Source organism: Nocardiopsis valliformis DSM 45023, assembly GCF_000340985.1.
Lineage (GTDB): Bacteria > Actinomycetota > Actinomycetes > Streptosporangiales > Streptosporangiaceae > Nocardiopsis > Nocardiopsis exhalans.
Window position 1 is genome coordinate 237,956 of record NZ_ANAZ01000012.1, and the last position, 14,007, is coordinate 251,962.

Genomic DNA, 14,007 nt, shown 5'->3' on the forward strand with positions numbered 1-14,007 from the left:
GGCGGGCAGGAAGCGGGAGCGCCGCTCACATGTGCCAGGGCAGGTTGAGCCAGGGGCTCCGCGGGTCCGTGGTCAGGAGCCGGTGGGCCGCCACGGAGTCGGTGTAGTACGGCCCGAAGGCGCCGTCGTCGAATCCCAAGGCGCGGCCCAGGACGAACCCCGCCGACATCTCCGCCCACGACCCGTGGTGGCGCATCGAGGCGGCACCGGCCCGGACGATGTGCTCACCGGCCGTGCGCAGGTCGGCGTAACCGGCGTGGAATCCCCACCGGGCCAGATTGACCGCGCGGCCGAAGTCGTAGGCGCGCACGGTACGGACCTGCGCGCCCCGCGGCAGTACCCCGTCCTCGACCATCCGCTCCTCGTACTCCCACACCCGCGCGGCCGCCAGAACCAGCGCTTCGTACACCGACGGGTCCGTGCCCGTGCTCTGGCACCACCGGACGATCAGGTCCGGCCAGCTCCCGGCGTCGAAGGGCTGCTGCGGGGCGCTCGCGCAGGCCTCGTTCCGAAGACCGAGAACCACGGAGAGCTCCGGGGAGGTGCGGTCCCCCGACACCAGCTCGCGCAGGGCGCGATCCCATCCCTCGGTGTCGGTGATCCCCCACGAGTCGCGGAGCTTGGTCCGCTCTTCCTCGGGAGAGCAGCACGAACAGGACCCCGGGACGGCGTTCCAGACCCCGCCCCCTGCGATGGGCATGTGCGCGCCACTGGCCAGGGCGTGGGCGAACGGCCCTTGGAAGACTCCCTGCGGGTCACTGCGGAGCTGGAGCTTCCTGCGGCCGAACAGGCCCATGGCGGGCCTCCCTCCGTGCGGTTGACCAAAAGGTCAGTTTCTCAGGGATTGAGCAGCTTGTGGACCTCGGCCAGGTCGCTCCGGGCAGCGGCCGCGTACTCCTCGGCCTCGGTTCTGACCCTGCGCCAGTCCTGCACGGCCTGGTCGACCTGCTGGTCGAGCTTGCGGCTCTGGTTCCGGAACATAGCCTCGGCGTCGTCGCGCTCCCGCTCGGCGGCGAAGAAGGTGACACCCGAGGCCACCGCGGTGCACACGGTCAGGAACCACAGGACGCCGTTCATGGTCAGCAGGGACAGTACGAAGAGCCCCGCCCCGACGGACACATACACCCAGAAGGCGCTCCGCTTGCCCTGCTCGGGGCCGGAACGGTCGCGCAGGCGCTGGTGGGACCGCTCCACGTCCCGGCGTTCGGCGCCGGAAGCGGTGATGTTCACCTTCACCCCGTGGAAGTTCGCCTCCGCCTTCTCGGGGAGCGGCGCGCCGGCCCGGGTCATGAGGTCCTCGGCGGTCTCCAGGACGGCGGTGCGCTGGAGCATGAGCGAGAAGGTGCGGCGGTGCGGGGGTGCGCTCTCGCTGGTCAGATCCCTGCGCAGGAGGGCGCCGACGCTGTCGACGGTGTCGGTCCAGGCGGGGAGGGCACCCTCCTGGCCGCTGTTCTCGATGACCGCGCGCAGCCGGTTGGCCTGGGCCAGCAGGGGAGCCTCCTCCTGGCTGCCCTCCTCCACGAGCAGGCGCAGGGTGTCCCGGAGGAAGTCGGAGCTGGCCTCGTCGGGGCTCAGCGTCTCCAGCGGGGTGTCCTCACTGCCCAGGGCGGTGACCTTGGCGACCTGTTCGCGCAGGTGGGCGATGGCGGCGGCGGCCTGGCGCTGGGTGGTCGCGCCGGTGCTGAGCTTGCCGGTGCCGAGTGAGGGCTTTCGACCGCCCGAACGGCCGGAGGAGGAACCGGGGGAGGCGGACCACTCGTCGACCGGGGGGACCTGGACGCCCTCGGCGGACCACAGCTGCAGGGTGGACAGCAGCAGGTGTTCGCGGGCGTCGTCGCCGAAGGAGCCGTCGGCGGTCAGGATCCACAGCGCGCGCTGGCCGCGGTTCAGCTGGACCCCGGGCTCGGGCAGGTGGGGGAGCAGGTCCGCGGACACGCTCTCGCCCAGGGTGCGCGCGTACTCGGAGCGGGTGAGCGCGCAGGCCAGTGCGGTGAAGTAGCGGGCCCTCTCCAGGTCGATCCCGGCCGCCTCGTCGAAGCGCAGCCGGGCCTGGTTGATGTCGTCGCGCAGCAGGGCGTGCAGGCCGCGGGCGGCGGGCACCAGCCAGTACCCGTGCACGTCCTCGAGGTCCAGGGAGGGCAGGGCGGCGCCGTCCAGCATCTGGAGGGTGCGGTGCCGGGTGATCGCGGCGTTGTCGAACATCGCCAGGGTGGCGCGCACGTCACTGAGCTCGATGAAGGCGTCCAGGGTGGCCGAGACCCGGTCCAGCCGCTGCTCCAGTGTGCCCCGGATCCGGCCCAGTTCCGAGCGCATGCGGCTGCGGTCGCGGGCCATCTGCGAGTACGCGCCGCTCAGGTCCTCCTGGAGTTCCCTGATGCGCACGTTCTGCGAGTAGTCGGTCCAACTCATGCCTGGTTACCTTTCCCTGCGCGCCCGGGGGTGGGACGGGGTGAGGGGGACGCGCTGGGGGTTTGGACGGTCACGGGGACGATCTGGTTCGGGGGGTTGCCCGTACTGCGCTTTTCGACCATTCTGGGAGCGCTCCCAATCTGAAAGGTCCCCATGCACGAGCCCCTACTGCCACCCAGCTTGCTGTTCGGCACCGCCACCGCCGCCTACCAGGTCGAGGGTGCGGCCACCGAGGGCGGCCGGGGGCCGTCGATCTGGGACACCTACTGCCGCACCCCCGGCCGCGTGGCCCGCGGCGAGAGCGGCGACGTGGCCTGCGACCACTACCACCGCTACACCGAGGACGTCGCCCTACTCGCCGACCTCGGCGTGGACCTGTACCGCTTCTCCGTCTCCTGGCCGCGCGTCCAGCCCGAGGGGAAGGGCAAGGTCAACCCCGAGGGCCTGGCCTTCTACGACCGCTTGGTCGACGCCCTCCTCGGCGCGGGGATCGAACCGGTCCTGACCCTCTACCACTGGGACCTGCCCCAGGCCCTGGAGGACGAGGGCGGCTGGCGGGTGCGCGAGACCGCGTGCCGCTTCGGCGACTACACGCGGATCGTCGCCGACCGCCTCGGCGACCGGGTGAACCGCTGGATCACCTTGAACGAACCCTTCTGCTCCGCCTTCGTGGGGCACGCGGTCGGCCGCCACGCCCCCGGAACCCGTGAGGGCACCCCGGCCCTGGCCGCCGCCCACCACCTGCTGCTGGCCCACGGCACGGCCGTCAAGGAGCTGCGCGCCGCCGGGGCCGGAGAGGTCGGCATCACGCTCAACCCCGACCATCTGCTGCCCGCCACGAAATCCGAGGCCGACCGCGCCGCGGTGGAACGCGCCCGCACCCTGCACAACCGCACCTGGTTCGACCCGCTGTTCACCGGCGCCTACCCGGACAACGAGAAGGAGACCTGGGGCGGGCTGGCCGACGGTTCCTACCGGCGCGAGGGCGACCTGGAGACCATCGGCCAGCCCCTGGACTTCCTCGGCGTCAACTTCTACCGGCCGATCATGCTCCGGGACGCCCCGCACACCGAGCCTGACCCGGCCCTGCGCACGGCCGTGGACATCGGCGCCGAACAGGTCTCCTTCGACGGGGTCCGGCACACCACCATGGGCTGGCCGGTGGTCCCGCGGAGCTTCGAGGACCTGCTGGTGGACCTGGACCGCCGCTACCCGGGGCTGCCGCCGATCCTGATCACCGAGAACGGCTCGGCCGAACCGGACGAGCCCGACTCCGCCGGCCGGGTGCACGACCGGGACCGTGTCGACTACCTGCGCGACCACCTTTCCGCCCTGGCCCGCGCGATCGAAGCCGGGGTGGACGTGCGGGGCTACTTCGTGTGGTCGCTGCTGGACAACTTCGAGTGGGCCTACGGATACGAGCGCAGGTTCGGCCTGGTCCGCGTGGACTACCGGACCCTGGAACGCCACCCCAAGGACAGCTACCACTGGTACCGGGACCACCTGAAAGCCCACCGGTCCCGCCGGACCCAGGAGGGATGACCGGAACGGAAGCGCAGTTGCTTCAGCTCTGGATCGACTCGCCAGACCAATGAACCAGGGCCGGATCGGGGGAGCCGTGTGATTCGTTCTGAGCTCTCCATTCGTGGTGCCTCGGGGAGGAACCGACCATTGCTCGCGGGTCGGACCCCGCCGGAACCCTTTTCGGAGGCTCAGCCGGAGGTGATGTGCGCAGGCGTGCCGTCGCCGTGGAGGCGCGCCTGGGTACGGTGGCCGACACGGGGCCGCCTGAGCATATATTTCAGGTCTCAAGGAGGTGGTGGAGCCGAGGCCGGTTCGGCTGGTGCTCCTCCGCGTTGACGCCCCACGGACGGAAGGGACCGCGCGATGACCAACCCAGAGGCCGATCCGGACACCCATGTGTGCGTTGATGGCGGCCTTCCCGGTCCGCGGGCCGAGTGCGCGGACGGGGTTCCGGTCGAGATCATCACCGCCCGGGCAGTCCCCCTGGGCGGGCCGCGCGCGATGAACGTGCGCCGCACCCTGCCGCAGCGGCAGCGTTCGCTGATCGGCGCGTGGTGCTTCGTCGACCACTACGGACCCGACGACGTGGCGGCCACCCGCGGCATGGACGTGGCACCGCATCCGCACACGGGGCTGCAGACGGTGAGTTGGCTGTTCGAAGGGGCCATCGCCCACATCGACTCCGGGGGCAACAGCGCGGACGTCCTCCCCGGCGAGATGAACCTGATGACGGCCGGTGCGGGCATCTGCCACTCCGAGACCTCCACCGCGGACACCGGCCGACTCCACGGTGTGCAGCTCTGGGTCGCTCTGCCGGAGGAGGCCCGGCACAGCCCGGAGCGCGGGTTCGAGCACTTCGTTCCCGAACCCGTCGAGTTCGCGGGCGGCTCCGCGCTGGTCTTCGTCGGTTCGCTGCTGGGTTCACGGTCGCCGGTGAGCATGTACACGCCACTGGTGGGGGCCGAGCTCAGGCTCGCTCCCGGCGCCGAACTCGCCCTCCCGGTCGATCCCGGATTCGAACACGGCCTCCTGGTGGACACCGGCGGGAGCGTCACGCTCGAGGGCGTACATGTGCCCAAGGACGCCGTGGGATACACGGGTGTCGGGGCCCGGGCGCTGCGGATCGCGAACGAAGGCACCGAACCGGTCAGGCTTGTGCTCCTGGGCGGCGCTCCCTTCGGCGAGGAGGTCGTCATGTGGTGGAACTTCCTGGCCCGCTCCACGGAGGAGATCAGCCGCTACCGCGAGGAGTGGCAGCGGCACGGCGAACGGTTCGGGCGGGTCGAGGGCTACGTGGGGCACGGCGGGCCGGGCCGCAATCGTGAGGGGATGGAGAGGATCCCCGCCCCGGAACTGCCACAGGTCCGGATGCGGCCGAGGAAGAACCCGCCACCACACGCGCAGGGGTAGATCGGAGATGAGCCGACCCCCATAGCTGAAGCCCGTCTCCTTGCGGCCGCGCGCCGGGGGTCAGCCCTCGCGGAGGACGAGGGCCAGACGGGTGGTGCGGTCCGGGGCGAGGGTCTCGCGTACCCCGGTCTCCAGGGCGCCTTCGGTGGCGTCGACCACGGAGACGTGGCGGGTGGTTCTGGTCAGGGCCGTGTACACCTGGGGGCGGGACACCGGGACCTGGGGCGGGAAGACCGCCACCACGGCGGGCCAGCGGCTGCCGTGGGCGACGGCCACGCTGACCGCCCAGCCAGGGCGCAGCGCGGACGGATCGGTGACGGTCACCCGGGCGCCGCCGGTCAGTTCGATCACCGCTCCCTCGGACACCTCGCGCAGGAAACCGGTGTCGCCCGGGCCGTAGCCGGTGCCCTCGGCGGTCAGGACCACGCGGTCGCCCACGTCGAAACCGCCGTGCGCACCGGGGCCGGGGTTGAGCTTCTCCTTGCAGGCGGTGTTGAGCGCGCGGGCTCCGGCCGGGCCGTCCTCGCGGGCGGTGACGATCTGCACCTGGTCGGCGTCGATCCCCAGCGCTCGGGGGATGGAGTCAGTGACCAGCTGCACCACGCGGTGCGCGGCCTCCTCGGCGGAGGCAGCCGGGACCTGGACGACCTCGCGGCCGGGCGCCTCGACCCGCGGCCAACCGCCCTCGGCGACCGCACCGGCGAGCACGGAAACAGGGGAGGGGGCGGCGTCATCGGCGAGGGCCGCCACGTGCGCGGTGCGGGAGGTGGCCACGTCCGTCACGACGCGGCCCGGGGTGGCCGACGGGGCCTGGTCCGGATCGGCCAGCAGGACCAGGTGAGCGTCGTCGGTGCAGGAGGAGACCAGGTCGGCCGTCCGGGCCACACCCAGGGACATCGACTCGCACAGCACCACGATCCCCGCCGGAGCCGGCTCCGCGGCCAGGAAAGCGGGCAGGGAGACTGCGCGCAGCGGGGAGTGGTGTGCGTCCGGCTCGGCCTCGCCCGCTGACGCCGTGTCACCCGGTTCGCCCTCCTGGCCGCCGCCCTCGCCCGAGCCCAGCAGTTGGTCCAGGTCGGCGTTGACGGCGGCGGCGGTCTGCGCGGTGGGGGCGACCACCGCGATGCCCACCTGGCTCTCCGTGGCGATCGCGGCCAGGCACAGCAGCGCCCGGGCGGTCTCGGCCTGGTCGCCGGGGCCGTGGTGCACCACCGTGACCGGGCGCATGGTCGCGGTGAGCAGCGCCTCCCGGGTCGTGTCGGAGATCTCGAAGCCGCCGCCGGAGGTGGCGGCCTCCAGGGTCTCGGCGGCGGTCACCGGGTCCATGATCGGTTCGCTGCCGCCGATCAGCCGGAGCAGCTGCTCGCCCAGCCGCTGCTCGGCGTGGCCGACATCATGGGGGGCGTAGAAGCGTTCGGGGTCGGGCAGGTCCGGTACCTCGGGCGCGCCGCCCTCCTCGAAGTCGAAGTCGTCGTCGGGTTCGTCCGTGCTCTCGAACAGCGCCACCTCCTCGGCGGCGACCGCGGCCTCGATCGCCGTTCGGGGGTCGTTGATTCCGAGCTGGCCGACCACCGTGGCCAGCCGTTTCTCCTCGATCGCGGTGTGCCCGCGGCGGGCGGCGGTGCGCATGGCATGCCCGACCATCGAACCCAGGCGGCGGGGATCGTCGGGGCGAGCGGCATCGCCCAGGTGCTTGCGGGCGCAGTAGTCGGCCTGATCCATGGTCACGCCCGGCAGACGCAGCAGCAGCCAGGGGTTGGCGTCCAGTTCGGCGGCGGGTTGGGGGCCCAGCGCGGACACCAGGCGCGGCGCGAGGGCGCGCGGGGCGCCCATCCGGTCAAGGACGGCACTGACCTTCTCGACAGCCTCGGACACCGGTTCCCCTCGTCAGGTGGTACATGCACTCGCTGGGAGCTTATCGACTCCCGGTGACATCCCGACCGTTGTCCACAGGACCGCTTCCCCGGGGCCCGCGTGGCTGCTCGGCGCAGCTAGACACCGCTCTTGCCGGTCACCTGGATGACGGCGGCGCAGGGGTCGGTGTCGGGGGAGGACTCCTGAACGGCGGTGGCGGCCCGTGCCGCGGCGGCGTGGAAGAGGGCTCGGGTGTCGGGGTCCAACCCGCCCAGAACGCGCTCCTCGATGTGCTCGACCATGGTGTTCGCTCTGGCCAGGACCTCGTTGCCGTGCTCGGTGGGGCAGACCCTGCGCACTCGCCGGTCGCCCGGGTCGGGCCGGCGCCGGACCAGGTCGGCCGACTCCAGGTCGTCGATGAGGTAGGTCATCACGCTGCGGTCGATGAGCAGCCGCTCGGCCAGGGCCGCTTGGGTGGGCGCGTCGCCCCTGGCGGCCGCCGCGAGCACGTGGTAGCCGCGGCTGCCGTGCGGGAGGTCGGCCAGGGCCGCCTCCGTGTGCTCGTGCCAGCGGCGCAGCAGCACGGCCAGGGACCAGCCCAGGTTGCTGGCCCCGGTGCCGCCCCCGCCGTTCTTGCCGAGGGTTCCGCCCGGCCCCGGCCGCTCCGGCGTGGTGGGTGTCATGGCCCGAGATTACCAGGAATAGGTGTTCAGCAAGATAAGTTGTGCAAAACATCATTTGCTGAACAAACGATCTACCCCGGGAGAGCCAGCCATGCCCGACTACGGACACCGCCTGGAGTTCGGCACCTTCCTCACGCCGAGCGCCCAGGACCCCGACCGGGTGGTCGGGCTCGCCGAGCTCACCGAGGCCGCCGGGCTGGACCTGGCCACCTTCCAGGACCACCCCTACAACCCCGACTTCCTCGACACCTGGACCCTGCTGAGCTGGGTCGCCTCCCGCACCGAGCGCCTGCGTGTCTCGGGCAACGTGATCAACCTGCCGCTGCGTCCGCCCGCCGTCCTGGCCCGCGCCGCCGCCAGCCTCGACCGCCTCTCCAGGGGCCGCTTCAAACTCGGCCTCGGCGCCGGGGGCTTCTGGGACGCCATCAACGCCATGGGCGGCGGCCGTCGTACCCCAGGCGAGTCCGTGACCGCCCTCTCCGAGGCCATCGACATCATCCGGGCCGCCTGGGACACCGACGCCCGCGGCGGGGTGCGCCTCCAGGGCGAGCACTACTCCGTGAACGGCATGAAGCGCGGCCCCGAACCCGCCCACGACATCGGCATCTGGCTGGGCGCCTACAAGCCCCGCATGCTCCGCCTGACCGGCGCCAAGGCCGACGGCTGGCTGCCCAGTCTGGGCTACGCCAAGGCCGAGGACCTGCCCGAGCTCAACGGCATCATCGACGACTCCGCGCTCGAACACGGCCGCGACCCCCGGCAGATCCGCCGCCTGGTCAACCTCATGGGCGCGTCCTTCTCCCCGGCCGGTGGCGGTTTCCTCCAGGGCCCGCCCGAGCAGTGGGTCGAACAGCTGCTGCCCCTGACCCTGGAACACGGGTTCGGCACGTTCATCCTGCCCACCGACGACCCCCGCACTATCCAGACCTTCGGCCAGGAGGTCGCCCCGGCCCTGCGCGAGGCCGTCGAACGCGAACGCGCCGACTCAGGCACCCCGACCGGCCCGGTCCGCCCCGCCGCCGCCCTGGCCGCCCGCCGCCCCGGCATCGACTACGACGCCGTCCCCGAAGCCCTGCGCAGGGGCGTGGTCGAACCCGGCGACAAGGGCTACGCCAAGGTCCGGCACGGCTACATGCAGCAGGGCCGCCCCGGCCTGGTCCTGCGCCCCACCGACCCCGACCAGGTCGCCGAGGCCCTCGCCTACGCCCTCGACCAGGACGCGCCGCTCAACGTGCGCAGCGGCGGCCACGGCATCAGCGGCCGCTCCACCAACGACGGCGGGGTCATCCTCGACCTCGGCCGGATGAACGGGATCGAGGTCCTGGACCCCGAAACCGGTCGGGTCCGCCTCGGCGCGGGCGCCCGCTGGGGCGACATCGGCGCCGCCCTGCACCAGCACGGCCTCGCGATCAGCTCGGGCGACCACGGGGGAGTGGGCGTGGGCGGGATCGCCACCACCGGCGGCCTGGGCTACATGTCGCGCGCCCATGGGCTGGCCATCGACCGCCTGACCGCGGTCGAACTGGTCACCGCCGACGGCGCCGTGCGGCGGGTGGACGCCGAGAACGACCCCGACCTGTTCTGGGCGGTGCGCGGCGCGGGCGCCAACTTCGGGGTGGTCACCTCGGTGGAGGCCACGGCCTCCCCGGTGGGCGACATCGTGCTGGGCCGGTTCGTCTACGACGCCTCCGACACCGAGGCCTTCCTCCAGGTCTGGGGGAGCACCGCCGAGGCCGCCCCGCGCGAGGTCACCGCGTTCCTGACCACGGGACCGGGCCGCGGCGGCCAGGGGCCCGTCGCCCAGGCGATGGTGGTCTACGCGGGCGACGACACCGACGCCGCGGTCCAGGCCCTGGAGCCCTTCCTGCAGGTGGGGCCGGTTCTGGACCAGCGTGCCCAGGTCGCCCCCTACCCGGCGATCCTGGTCGGTCACGACGGTCCGCACGGCGGGAACCCGACCCCGGCCGCGCGTTCGGCGCTGCTGGAGCATATCGACCCGGTCTCCGCCAAGGCCATGGCCCGGATGCTCGCCACCGGTGACGCGTACTTCATGCAGCTGCGCCAGGTGGGCGGAGCGGTCAACGACGTCGCCGCCGACGCCACCGCCTATGCCCACCGTTCGGCCAACTTCTCCCTGGCCGCCATGGGCAGCCGGGCCGCTCTCCTGGACCGCCGCTGGGCGGAGCTGGGCGACACGGTGCGGGGGCTCTACCTGAGCTTCGACACCCGTACCGGGCCCGAGGTTCTGGCCCAGGCCTTCCCCGAACCCGCGTTGGGTCGCCTGCGCGAGCTCAAGGCCAAGTACGACCCGGACCACGTCTTCGACCAGAACTTCCCGATCGATCCCGCGGCCGGAGCCTAACGGTCAGCTCTCAGGTCCGATGCTCAGCGCTCGGGGCCGGCCGTGGCGTCGTCCAGGGCGTCCCGGATCTTGGGCGGAAGCTCCACCGTCTCCACGGACAGGATCTCCTCCAACTGGGAGAGCGTGCGCGGCCCCACCACGGCGGCCGCCACGCCCTCCTGGTCCCGGGCCCAGCTCAGCGCGACCGCCAGCGGTGATACGCCCAGCCCTTCCGCCGCCGTGCACACCGACTCCACCACCCGGCGGCTGCGCTCGTCCAGGTAGGGCTCCACGTAGGGCGCCATGTGCGCAAAGGCGGCGCGGGAGTCCGCCGGTACCCCGTTGCGGTACTTGGCGCTGAGCACGCCCCGACCCAGCGGCGACCAGGCGATCACGTGCGCGTCGTTGGCCGCCGCGGCGGGCCGCAGCGCGTGGTCGACGCCCCGGTTGAGCAGCGAGTACTCGCTGCCCGCGCTCACCAGCGGTACCCGCCCGGGCTGGGCGCGCTGCCAGGTCGCCAACGTGGCGAACTGCCAGGCTTTGAGGTCCCCGGTCCCTACGTAGCGGGCCTTGCCCGAGCCGACCGCCGTCTCCATCGCGGACAGCATCTCCTCCGGCGGTGTGTGCGGGTCGTACACGTGCAGCTGCCACAGATCCACGTAGTCCGTCTGCAGGCGCCGCAGAGATGCGTCCAGCGAGGCCAGCAGGTGGCGCCGGGACCCGTCCACCGGCCGGTAGCCCTCGGGGGTGTGCCCGCTCTTGGTGCCCACCACCACGTCCTCGCGGCGCACCGTCCCGCGCAGCAGCCGTCCCAGGATCCGCTCGCTCTGTCCGCCCGTGTAGATGTCCGCGGTGTCCACGAAAGTGCCACCGGCGTCCACGAACGCGGTGAGCTGCTGTCCGGCCTCCTCCTCGGAGGTGTCGTTTCCCCAGCTCATCGTGCCGAGGGCGGTACGAGACACCCAGAGCCCTGATCTGCCCACCTGTCGCTGTTCCATGCCGCGGAGATTACCGTGTTCACCGGAAACAGGCCTGGGGTACATCTTCGCCGCGTACAGTCATCGCAGTCCGGACCTGGGCCGACACGCGGTATTCGTCACGCGGGCCTTTCCGTGCCGTCACCCCAACTGGTTCTTGTCCGTGCCCCCTGGCGCGGACCCGTCACGAAAGTCCGTACCGAGTGTCCATCTTCGAGGCGGTCGTTCTCGGCCTCATCCAAGGGCTCACCGAGTTCCTGCCCGTATCCTCCAGCGCCCACCTGCGCGTCTTCGCGGCCTTCTTCGGCTGGCGCGACCCAGGAGCGGCCTTCACCGCGGTCACGCAGATCGGCACCGAACTGGCGGTGGTGATCTACTTCCGCAAACGGATCTGGGCGATCGTCTCCACGTGGTGCCGTTCCCTCGTGGACCGTGACCTGCGTGGTGACATCAACGCCCGCCTGGGCTGGTACATCATCCTGGCCACCATCCCCATCGGTGTCCTGGGACTGCTCTTCGAGGACCAGATCGACGGAGCCTTCCGCGACCTGCGGCTCATCGCCATGACCCTCATCGTCTTCGGCATCATCCTCGGCGTGGTCGACTACCTCGCCCGCAAGGAGAGGGAGATCGAGGACCTCACTCTCAAGCGGGGCATGATCTTCGGTCTCTTCCAGACCCTCGCGCTGATCCCCGGCGTCTCCCGCTCGGGCGCCACCATCACCGGTGGCCGTCTGCTCGGTTTCTCCCGACCGGCCGCGGCCGAGTTCGCGTTCCTGCTGGCCATGCCCGCGGTGTTCGCCTCCGGCCTGTACAAGATGCTCGACATCGGCGGCAACGAGTACGCGGGCTGGGGCGCCACCGTCGTCGGCACCCTGGTCGCCTTCGTGATCGGCTACGTCGTCATCGCCTGGCTGATGAAGTTCATCACCACGCACAGCTTCATGCCGTTCGTCTACTACCGCATCGCCCTGGGCATCCTCATCATCGTGCTGGTCTCCACCGGCGTCCTCGCCCCGGAGGGCGGAGCCGGGGTCGGATAGCCGCACCGACCCGTCTCCCCGCACTCCCTTCCCTGTCCCTCCCCTCCCCGGGTCCGTTCCGAGGCGGGTCGCCGGTCGAGGCGGCCCGCCTTCACCTCGGCGGCGGCCTACCCTGGTGGCATGGCGACACCTGCTGACATCCCTGCTGACGCTGACGCCCCGGTCGAGACCCCGGCTGACCCCCCGTCCTCGCCCGAGGCTGTCACGCTCCTGCTGGTCCGGCACGGCATGACCGACGCCACCGGGCCCCGACTGGCCGGTCGCGCGCCCAACGTGCACCTCAACGACAACGGCCGGGGCCAGGCCGCCCACCTGGCCAGCCGGTTGGAGGGCATCGTCCCCGCCGCGCTCGTGTCCAGCCCGCTCGAACGCTGCCAGGAAACCGCCGAGGCGATCTCCGAACGGCTCGGCGCGCCCGTGATCACCGACGAACGCTTCGTCGAGTGCGACTACGGGAGCTGGACCGGACGCTCCCTCACCGACCTGGCCGCCGAACCCCTGTGGCGGGTCGTGCAGGACCACCCCAGCGCCGCCCGGTTCCCCGGCGGCGAGGCCCTGGCCACCACCTCGGCCCGGGCCGTGGAGGCGGTACGGGACTGGAACGGGCGGCTCCTCCAGCAGGCCTCCGCCGGCGACCCTCCGCCGCTGTACGTGGTGTGCAGCCACGGCGACGTGATCAAGGCGATCATCGCCGACGCCCTGGGCCTGCACCTGGACCTCTTCCAGCGCCTGCGCGTGGACCCCTGTTCGGTCACCTCCATCACCTACACGCGGACCCGGCCCTTCCTGAACAAGCTCAACGACACCGGAGAACCCCTCTCCGGCGCCCTGCCCACGGCGGCCGAGGCCAAGGGCGACGCGGCGGTCGGCGGCGGCGCGGGCCAGGGGAACCGAACCGAACGAGCACCGGGTACATCCCACCTTCCGTAACCCGCTGAGCCCCTGCCCGCACCCTGGACAGCGAGCGCGGCGCCGCCGCCAACGCCGAGACCACCGCACTCACCGCAGAACTCCTCCAGCAGCGCCTTTAACTGGCCCACGAGGAAGCGACCACCGTCACCCGGGTCGGCGACGACCTGATCGAGGTGCGGGCGGGTCGGGCCGTGGACCTCGAGGCCCTGGCCGACTCACTCACCGACCGGGAGTCGATCGCCTTCCACCCGGTGCTCGCAGCGGACTCCGGCGCCCCCGCCGCCGACAACCCCTGGGATGACGCACCGGTCCCGGCGGAACGGACGGGTGACGATGGGCCGGAGCTGACCACGGAGGAGCTGGAGGAGTTGCTCGGCAGGGAGCTCCCGGACCTGGACCTCGACCTGGTGGAACTGACCGTGACCGACGAGAGCGGGCAGGAACTCCAGCTCGGCGCCGCCGAACTGCGCGGCGAGGCGGTGCTGGACGCGCAGCCCGGGCAGCAGGGGACGTCCTGGACGCTCGACATCACCTTCATTCCGGAGGGCGCCCAGGGCTGGCGTCGGCTGACCGGGAACGCGGCCTGTCACGATATGGAGGAACCGCAGCGCAGGGTCGCCATCGTGCTGGGGGAGGAGCTCCTGTCCGCTCCGGCAGTGAACCCCGACGTGCTCGGCGGGGTGGGGATCAGCGGGGACACCACCAGCATCGCCGGGCCCGCCGGGAGCTTCGACCCGGAGGGCACGTGCGGGATGGCGGACCGGATCCTGCTGGGCGAGCTGCACCTGCCGGTCGAGGTGGTCGAGATCTCCTGAACCCGGGCGCTCCCGCACCCCGTGATCGCCGGTGCGGGT

Annotated in this window: 11 protein-coding genes; 6 read left to right on the forward strand and 5 right to left on the reverse strand. The window is 71.9% G+C overall.

The features are described from left to right. Positions 1–25 precede the first annotated feature (25 nt). Both D457_RS0113475 and D457_RS0113480 read right to left on the reverse strand, forming a co-directional pair. Positions 26–796: a DUF1266 domain-containing protein gene (locus tag D457_RS0113475; RefSeq protein ID WP_017581194.1), complete on the reverse strand. Its 771-nt coding sequence runs from the start codon at positions 794–796 to the stop codon at positions 26–28. A gap of 41 nt (positions 797–837) precedes the next feature. After that, positions 838–2,409 (reverse strand): hypothetical protein, encoded by a 1,572-nt coding sequence (locus D457_RS0113480; RefSeq protein ID WP_017581195.1) that lies wholly within the window; start codon positions 2,407–2,409, stop codon positions 838–840. A 153-nt stretch (positions 2,410–2,562) separates the two neighbouring features. Between D457_RS0113480 and D457_RS0113485 the strand changes: the two genes are divergently transcribed. Further along, complete coding sequence (locus tag D457_RS0113485) at positions 2,563–3,951, forward strand: GH1 family beta-glucosidase (RefSeq protein ID WP_017581196.1); 1,389 nt, start codon at positions 2,563–2,565, stop codon at positions 3,949–3,951. Between the two features lie 345 nt (positions 3,952–4,296). After that, positions 4,297–5,343 carry a pirin family protein gene (locus tag D457_RS0113490; RefSeq protein WP_017581197.1) on the forward strand — a complete coding sequence of 349 codons (1,047 nt, stop codon included), beginning with the start codon at positions 4,297–4,299 and terminating at the stop codon, positions 5,341–5,343. A 60-nt stretch (positions 5,344–5,403) separates the two neighbouring features. Here the strand turns inward: D457_RS0113490 and D457_RS0113495 are convergent, their stop codons facing one another. Further along, complete coding sequence (locus D457_RS0113495) at positions 5,404–7,218, reverse strand: helix-hairpin-helix domain-containing protein (RefSeq protein WP_017581198.1); 1,815 nt, start codon at positions 7,216–7,218, stop codon at positions 5,404–5,406. A 116-nt stretch (positions 7,219–7,334) separates the two neighbouring features. Next, the gene (locus D457_RS0113500) at positions 7,335–7,880 is read right to left on the reverse strand and encodes a MarR family winged helix-turn-helix transcriptional regulator (RefSeq protein ID WP_017581199.1); all 546 of its coding nucleotides are present in this window, start codon (positions 7,878–7,880) and stop codon (positions 7,335–7,337) included. Positions 7,881–7,971: 91 nt separating this feature from the next. On the opposite strand from D457_RS0113500, the gene D457_RS0113505 reads away from it, so the two are divergent. Continuing rightward, positions 7,972–10,242 (forward strand): LLM class flavin-dependent oxidoreductase, encoded by a 2,271-nt coding sequence (locus tag D457_RS0113505; protein WP_017581200.1) that lies wholly within the window; start codon positions 7,972–7,974, stop codon positions 10,240–10,242. Between the two features lie 23 nt (positions 10,243–10,265). On the opposite strand, the gene D457_RS0113510 is transcribed toward D457_RS0113505, so the two are convergent. Then, on the reverse strand, positions 10,266–11,219 hold the full coding sequence (locus tag D457_RS0113510; protein WP_193374498.1) for an aldo/keto reductase: 954 nt from the start codon (positions 11,217–11,219) through the stop codon (positions 10,266–10,268). A gap of 182 nt (positions 11,220–11,401) precedes the next feature. Here D457_RS0113510 and D457_RS0113515 point away from each other — a divergent pair, with 182 nt between their 5' ends. The 3 genes from D457_RS0113515 (at position 11,402) to D457_RS0113525 (ending at position 13,968) form a co-directional block, all read left to right on the forward strand. Next, positions 11,402–12,241 carry an undecaprenyl-diphosphate phosphatase gene (locus D457_RS0113515; RefSeq protein ID WP_017581202.1) on the forward strand — a complete coding sequence of 280 codons (840 nt, stop codon included), beginning with the start codon at positions 11,402–11,404 and terminating at the stop codon, positions 12,239–12,241. 120 nt (positions 12,242–12,361) lie between these two features. Continuing rightward, complete coding sequence (locus D457_RS0113520; protein WP_017581203.1) at positions 12,362–13,171, forward strand: MSMEG_4193 family putative phosphomutase; 810 nt, start codon at positions 12,362–12,364, stop codon at positions 13,169–13,171. 173 nt (positions 13,172–13,344) lie between these two features. Beyond that, positions 13,345–13,968: a SecDF P1 head subdomain-containing protein gene (locus tag D457_RS0113525; RefSeq protein WP_017581204.1), complete on the forward strand. Its 624-nt coding sequence runs from the start codon at positions 13,345–13,347 to the stop codon at positions 13,966–13,968. Positions 13,969–14,007: the final 39 nt, after the last annotated feature.

Coding starts and splice junctions, on each gene's coding strand:
- D457_RS0113475 (WP_017581194.1), bottom strand. CDS start 796: ATGGGCCTGTTCGGCCGCAGGAAGCTCCAGCTCCGCAGTGACCCGCAG.
- D457_RS0113480 (WP_017581195.1), bottom strand. CDS start 2,409: ATGAGTTGGACCGACTACTCGCAGAACGTGCGCATCAGGGAACTCCAG.
- D457_RS0113485 (WP_017581196.1), top strand. CDS start 2,563: ATGCACGAGCCCCTACTGCCACCCAGCTTGCTGTTCGGCACCGCCACC.
- D457_RS0113490 (WP_017581197.1), top strand. CDS start 4,297: ATGACCAACCCAGAGGCCGATCCGGACACCCATGTGTGCGTTGATGGC.
- D457_RS0113500 (WP_017581199.1), bottom strand. CDS start 7,880: ATGACACCCACCACGCCGGAGCGGCCGGGGCCGGGCGGAACCCTCGGC.
- D457_RS0113505 (WP_017581200.1), top strand. CDS start 7,972: ATGCCCGACTACGGACACCGCCTGGAGTTCGGCACCTTCCTCACGCCG.
- D457_RS0113510 (WP_193374498.1), bottom strand. CDS start 11,219: ATGGAACAGCGACAGGTGGGCAGATCAGGGCTCTGGGTGTCTCGTACC.
- D457_RS0113520 (WP_017581203.1), top strand. CDS start 12,362: ATGGCGACACCTGCTGACATCCCTGCTGACGCTGACGCCCCGGTCGAG.